Below are 6,411 nucleotides of genomic sequence, written 5' to 3'. Positions count from 1 at the left end.
CTTAACCTTACAACACCGAAGGTGTTTTGGTGAGTGACTTGAAAGAGTAGAGAGAGAAGTGTGATTGATAGAGTCGGATATCTAGAAATGGATGATAAGACTAGATTAAACTAAACTAAACAAGACTAAAAAAAGTGACTAATCAGAGCTTATTCCAAAGAAGAGCGCACAGAATTGCTTGGCGGCAATAGCATTGTGGACCCACCTGACTCCATACCGAACTCAGAAGTGAAACGCAATAGCGCCGATGGTAGTGTGGGGTCTCCCCATGCGAGAGTAGGACACTGCCAGGCACCAAATAGCGTGTTAAGTATAAGACTTTAGAAATAAAGCAAGTTGCGTAAAAACAAAAATAAGAAAAAATACTTGTACTATTAGTTTTAATAGTAAAGAATTTAAAAGCCCTACAGTAATGTAGGGCTTTTTGCGCTATAATGGATTAAATATTAATTATTTGAGTAACAAATATAGATAATTAACACAGATCACAATTCTTAATGTAAGTTATTTAAAATTCAACACTAATGGAGTTTTCTGAATGAAAAAGATATCTTTAATTTGCATCGCACTAATCGGGTTAGGGTTTTCATCAGTTAGTATAGCGAATGAATCTTCAAATCAAGCAGATATATCAGTATTAAAATATAGTAATAATAAGGAATATATTACATTACAAACTGAAGTTAGCAAAGCCCCTGAAGTAGTTGAATTTTTTTCTTTTTATTGTCCTCATTGTTTTGATTATGAAACTAAATATGGAATACCTAAAAAGATTCAAGAAAATTTGCCAAATGATATTAAAATGACAAAATATCATGTAGATTTTATGGGTGGTATGAGCCCTCAGTTATCTGAAGCTTGGGCTGTTGCAGTAGTATTAGGAGTCGATGATAAAGTAGGTCCTGCTATTTTTGATTCAATACATACCAGTAGAAATTTAAAGTCTCCAAGTGATATTTTGGAAATTTTTGAAAAAGTAGGTATTAGTGAAGCTGCTTTTAATGAGGCTAAGAATAGTGTATCAGTGGGTATTTTTCAGAAAAAACAAGAGAATGCAATAAAAGATTTCCAAGTACAATCAGTACCAACTTTTTATGTTGATGGAAAGTATATGGTTAATACAGGTGGTTTAAGTCGTTCAAAACCTTTTGATGAACAATTTTCTGATGTAATTAACTTTTTATTATCTCTTGATGGTAAGTAAGAAAAAATAGATTTATATCTGCCTTATTGTGCTAAGGCAGATATAAGTATTAAAATCCATCTGGATTTTTTGATTGCCAGTTCCAACTATCTCTTGTCATATCTTCGATTGTCCTTTTCGCTCGCCAATTAAGTTCTTTAAACGCTTTATCGGTTGATGCAAAACAAGTAGCAATGTCGCCTTGTCTTCTCTCTGCTACGGTGTAAGGTATATTAATATTAGTTGTTTTAATAAAAGCATTTATCATCTCTAGTACGCTAGTACCTTGACCTGTTCCAAGGTTATAGACATGAAGACCTTTGTTATACATTAATGCTTTCAATGCCGCAACATGTCCCTCTGCTAGATCACATACATGGATGTAATCCCTAACTCCAGTACCATCAATTGTATCATAATCATTGCCAAATACTGTCAATTTATCCCTTTTTCCTACGGCAACTTGAGTGATGTATGGCATAAGATTATTAGGTATTCCTGTCGGATCCTCACCAATTAAGCCAGACGAATGTGCACCAACAGGATTAAAATACCGAAGAATCACTAAGGATAGATCATCTTGGGTTTTACTTAGGTCAATTAAGATCTTTTCAACCATAAATTTGCTGCTACCATATGGATTAGTTGTGTTACCTGTAGGACTGAGTTCAGTTAGTGGTACAGTTTCTGGATCTCCATAAACTGTTGCAGTAGAGCTAAATAAAAGGCAATTAACTTTTGCATTTTTCATCGCTTGTAACAGTGTTAGGGTTCCTGTTACGTTAGTTTGATAATAATCCAAAGGCATCTTGACTGATTCTCCTACGGCTTTAAGACCAGCAAAATGAATTACAGCATCAATCTTATGACAAGTAAAAATTTGTTTTAGGCACTCTGGATCTGTTACATCACCTTGATAAAATACTGGCTCCTTGCCTGTAAGTGTTTCTATTCTTTTTAATACTTCTACTTTAGAATTACTCAAGTTATCAAGTATGATAGGATTCATTTTATTTTCTATTAAGGTAATACAAGTATGGCTGCCAATATAACCAGTCCCTCCTGTTACAAGTATATTCATTATTATTCCTCCATCTAAAAAGTTTAATTTTTTTAATATTTAACTAACAGTTGTTAAAAATAAGTAAATAATAGTTAAAATTGTGAGCTAGCCTACAAATACTGTCTTAATAACAGCTAACTTTAACAATTCACTTATAATAGAATCTGAGTTAAATCTTTGACATGTATATGTCGCTAAAGTATAGTTTAAATGATTTTTAAGTTAAAAAATGGTATAGATTTATGATTATTAAATAAAATACCATTTAAATAGTTAAATGTAATGGGTGTTTTTTTATAAAAATTAAAATAAACCTTAACCTATTACCCTCTTTCAATTTATTAATTCTACAGGAGAACCCAATGCAATGGAATGATCCAACGCTTATCACCTTTTTGGTATATATCGCATTGATGCTTTTTATCGGCTTTATTGCGTATCGTTCGACTAATAATCTATCAGATTATATTCTTGGAGGTAGAAGATTAGGTAGCTTTGTTACTGCTTTATCAGCTGGTGCTTCGGATATGAGTGGATGGCTATTAATGGGATTACCTGGTGCAGTATTATTAAGTGGTTTATCAGCTAGTTGGATTGCAATAGGTTTAATTATAGGCGCTTATTTAAATTGGCGATACGTAGCCGGACGCTTGCGTTTACATACTGAATATAACGGTAATGCACTCACTTTACCAGATTATTTTGCAAATCGTTTTGAGGATAAATCAAATATATTGCGGATTATTTCAGCTATGGTGATCTTGATATTTTTTACAATTTATTGTGCATCAGGGGTAGTAGCTGCTGCTAAATTGTTTACATCGACCTTTTCAATGAGCTACGAACAGGCTTTATGGTGGGGAGCAGGAGCTACAATTGCTTATACTTTTATAGGTGGATTTTTAGCAGTTAGTTGGACTGATACAATTCAAGCTTCTTTAATGATTTTTGCTCTTTTATTAACTCCTATCATGATGATTATGCATAGTGATGGTGTTACGGCCTCACTTGAAACAATAAGAGTTTCAAGTGTAAGCTACTTGCAGATGTTTGGGGATTTTAAGTTAGTTACGCTACTTGGAATTATTTCATCTCTAGCATGGGGATTGGGATATTTCGGTCAACCACATATTTTAGTTAGATTTATGGCTGCATCTTCAGTTAAAGCTATTCCTAATGCAAGACGTATTTCTATGACCTGGATGATTTTATGTCTTGGTGGAGCTGTAGCTGTTGGTTTTTTTGGTATCTCCTTTTTAGAAAGTGCACTAGGAAGTACTCAAAAATCGTATTTGCTTGATTCAGAAGGTAACCAAGAACGTATTTTTATCGTAGCAACGCAACTTATATTTAATCCATGGGTAGCAGGTGTTTTATTATCAGCAATTTTAGCTGCTATTATGAGTACACTTAGTTGTCAGTTACTTGTTTGTTCTAGTTCTTTGACTGAAGATATTTATAAAACCTATCTGAGGCCTAAAGCTAGTCAAACCGAATTAGTTTGGACTGGGCGTATGATGGTGTTATTAGTAGCTATAATTGCTATATTAATGGCTTCAGATCAGAACAGTAAAGTTTTAGGTTTAGTTTCTTATGCTTGGGCTGGATTTGGTGCAGCTTTTGGTCCAATTATTATTTATTCTGTTTTTTGGGCTAAGTTATCTAGAAATGGCGCTATTACAGGAATGATTGTTGGTGCATCTACTGTATTGATTTGGGAAAATATTCCGTTCTTGCAAAGTACTTTATATTCATTAGTACCAGGATTTATTTGTTCTGCCCTTTCAATTTATATTGTAAGTCGCTATTTAAGCGAGGCGAGCTCAACGATGCAGGAGAGATTTGAGAAAGCTGATCGTGAATATGATACATTGATGAATTAAAACCAAATAACTGTTACCTTATTAATCTAGCATTTAACGGATTGATAAGGTAAGCAGTTTACAGTTTAACTGGTTATGAATATAGGTAGGTATTTTTAATAAGATTTATAGATCAATATCAGTAAGATTATCCATATCTTCTAGGTCAGTTTGTAGTTTTTTAAGTTTCATTTGCGCATCAATTTGACGCGTCAATTCAGTATCTCCACTGTCACCTGCGAACGCTTCTGGATTATTTAGAAATGCTTCTATTTGAGCTATTTGCTGGGGTAAAGGAATGCCATCATTAGCAATTGAGCGTTCTCCTTTAGTATTAGAATTAGCCATTTCGTTGTATGCAGCGATTTGCTCAGGAGGTAATTTTGCATAATTTTGAGAGCCATTTGATTGTGCTGGAACTTGAATTATACACCCTGATATTAACATCGCAGTACCTATCATAATCGATAGGCGATGAATAGAACGCAATAGGTCAATTTTTTCAAACATATTTTTACCTTGATACTTTAATACTGCTATTTGATGAGGATTCTAATAAATTGGATACTTGAATTGTTTCTATTATCTTATTATCGAAATCAGCATGCAAGCTTTAGGCACGTATTTTTTATCCTTTTAATCATTAAAAGCTGCAAATTATCTTTTTAACTCGTTTTTTATCCGGTAACCATTAAATGTCTGTACTCATCATAAGCATATAGATCTGTCATTCCACTAATATAATCTTGTATTAATCTCACTCGATAATAAAATTCGTATTGTTCAAAATATTGTAGATTCTTATTTTTTTCAAGATTTTCTATCGCATCTAGATAGGCAAAACAATGTTTTGAAGAAAGTTTGTGTAATAATCTTGTTTCGATTAAATAATCACGGTGGCTGTTTGATCTAATAAGCGTCAAAAAATCTTCTGTTGGCATATCTAAAAGAGGGCTATAGATATCTAGTAGTCCAGTAATAACTCTATATCCTTGTAATTCAAGTTCTTCAACTTCGCTTTGAGTGAAGACATATTGATAAGCAACATTTTTAAAAATTGAAAGTAATCTGAATCCTTCTGATCGTCCTTCTAATAACGCTCTATTAAATTTTCCTTCGAAAATTTCTGGTAAATGGTTTATGAATTCATTACTAGCCAAGCGTACTAAATTTGATATGGTTTTCACTCTAAGACGCATAAAAAATTGTGTGTCATGCGTTCTATACTTAGCTGATTGCAATGATTCATAACTATATTTTACAACACGACTAAACAGATCGTCAGCCGTCAGTTCTCCTGATTTAAGCCATTCTTTTTCTAAATGATTAAATAATTGTTCTACAGTTAAGATATTCTTTTCAACCGCGTCTTCAAGATCAGCAATACAGTAAGAAATATCATCTGCTGCTTCCATGATATAAGTAATAAAATAGCGATGTCCAAAATCAATGTTAAGTTCTTTTTGTATTTCTTTTACAAAAGCTTCCTCAGAAAAGTAAAACCCAGGCTTTTTCATTAAGTAGTTTAATTTTGCATCAATATCTTTTTTAGGAAAATAAGCTGGACGGGTATATTTTAATATTGATCCTATTTGGGCATAGGTTAAATTTAATTTCTGTAGTGAATGAACAATTCGTATGCCTTGAGCATTACCTTCGAAATTCATAAGGTCTAGACGTAACTTTTCTTTTAATAGATTTCCCTCATTATCATTGAGTTTAAACTGAATCGGTAGGTATGGTGTATTATCAAGTAGAGGATCAAAAGAGGTAGTAGATAATTTTTTTTCAAACCAATTATTTATAGCCGCTTCTCCAAAATGTCCAAAAGGTGGGTTACCTATATCATGCATTAAACATGCCATTTCCACGAGGCTTTCTAACCCACTCTCGAGCCCTTCAAGTTTATATTCTTTTAATTTATTAGTGAGCGTCAGCTTTGATACGATTTCTTTGGCAATATAGCGACCAATTTGCTGAACTTCCATAGAATGAGTGAGTCGACTTCTTACTGCTGCATTACGCTCAAGTGGAAATACTTGAGTTTTTTGCTGTAATCTTCTAATAGCAGCCGAATTAATGATTCTTCCCCGATCACTTTCAAACTCTCGTAAAATATCACTCAGTGTTGCATTATCTTTATGATTATATAATCGTTGGTAGCTGAGTTTTTGGGAAAAGTCTATTTTTGCCATATTATGTCTCTTTAAAAAAATTAATATTTACCAAGGATTAAAGCCTAACTTAGGTCATAATAATGATTGTAAACTATCTTTCAATTATCTGTACCAAAAATAATCTAA

General features: G+C 32.9%; 5 protein-coding genes and 1 rRNA gene. 3 read left to right on the top strand and 3 right to left on the bottom strand.

Annotated features, from left to right (window positions below; all coding sequences use genetic code 11):
* Positions 1-177 precede the first annotated feature (177 nt).
* Together rrf and BMW37_RS13195 are read left to right on the top strand one after the other, a co-directional pair.
* A 5S ribosomal RNA gene (rrf, locus tag BMW37_RS13200) occupies positions 178-293 on the top strand.
* 245 nt (positions 294-538) lie between these two features.
* The gene (locus BMW37_RS13195; RefSeq protein WP_093322045.1) at positions 539-1,204 is read left to right on the top strand and encodes a DsbA family protein; all 666 of its coding nucleotides are present in this window, start codon (positions 539-541) and stop codon (positions 1,202-1,204) included.
* A 49-nt stretch (positions 1,205-1,253) separates the two neighbouring features.
* On the opposite strand, the gene galE is transcribed toward BMW37_RS13195, so the two are convergent.
* Positions 1,254-2,264 carry a UDP-glucose 4-epimerase GalE gene (gene galE, locus BMW37_RS13190; protein WP_093322042.1) on the bottom strand — a complete coding sequence of 337 codons (1,011 nt, stop codon included), beginning with the start codon at positions 2,262-2,264 and terminating at the stop codon, positions 1,254-1,256.
* 344 nt (positions 2,265-2,608) lie between these two features.
* Between galE and putP the strand changes: the two genes are divergently transcribed.
* Positions 2,609-4,129 carry a sodium/proline symporter PutP gene (gene putP, locus BMW37_RS13185; protein WP_093322040.1) on the top strand — a complete coding sequence of 507 codons (1,521 nt, stop codon included), beginning with the start codon at positions 2,609-2,611 and terminating at the stop codon, positions 4,127-4,129.
* A 105-nt stretch (positions 4,130-4,234) separates the two neighbouring features.
* Here putP and BMW37_RS13180 read toward each other — a convergent pair whose 3' ends face one another.
* Both BMW37_RS13180 and dgt read right to left on the bottom strand, forming a co-directional pair.
* Positions 4,235-4,618, bottom strand: a complete 384-nt coding sequence (locus BMW37_RS13180) for a hypothetical protein (protein ID WP_093322037.1) — start codon at positions 4,616-4,618, stop codon at positions 4,235-4,237.
* 167 nt (positions 4,619-4,785) lie between these two features.
* Positions 4,786-6,303, bottom strand: coding sequence for a dGTPase (dgt, locus tag BMW37_RS13175; RefSeq protein WP_093322034.1), 1,518 nt, complete (start codon positions 6,301-6,303; stop codon positions 4,786-4,788).
* Positions 6,304-6,411 lie beyond the last annotated feature (108 nt).

This window comes from Thorsellia anophelis DSM 18579, from assembly GCF_900111395.1.
GTDB classification, from domain to species: Bacteria; Pseudomonadota; Gammaproteobacteria; order Enterobacterales; family Thorselliaceae; genus Thorsellia; species Thorsellia anophelis.
Note: the sequence above shows the minus strand (reverse complement) of the source record. Positions and strands in the feature narration are given on the sequence as shown.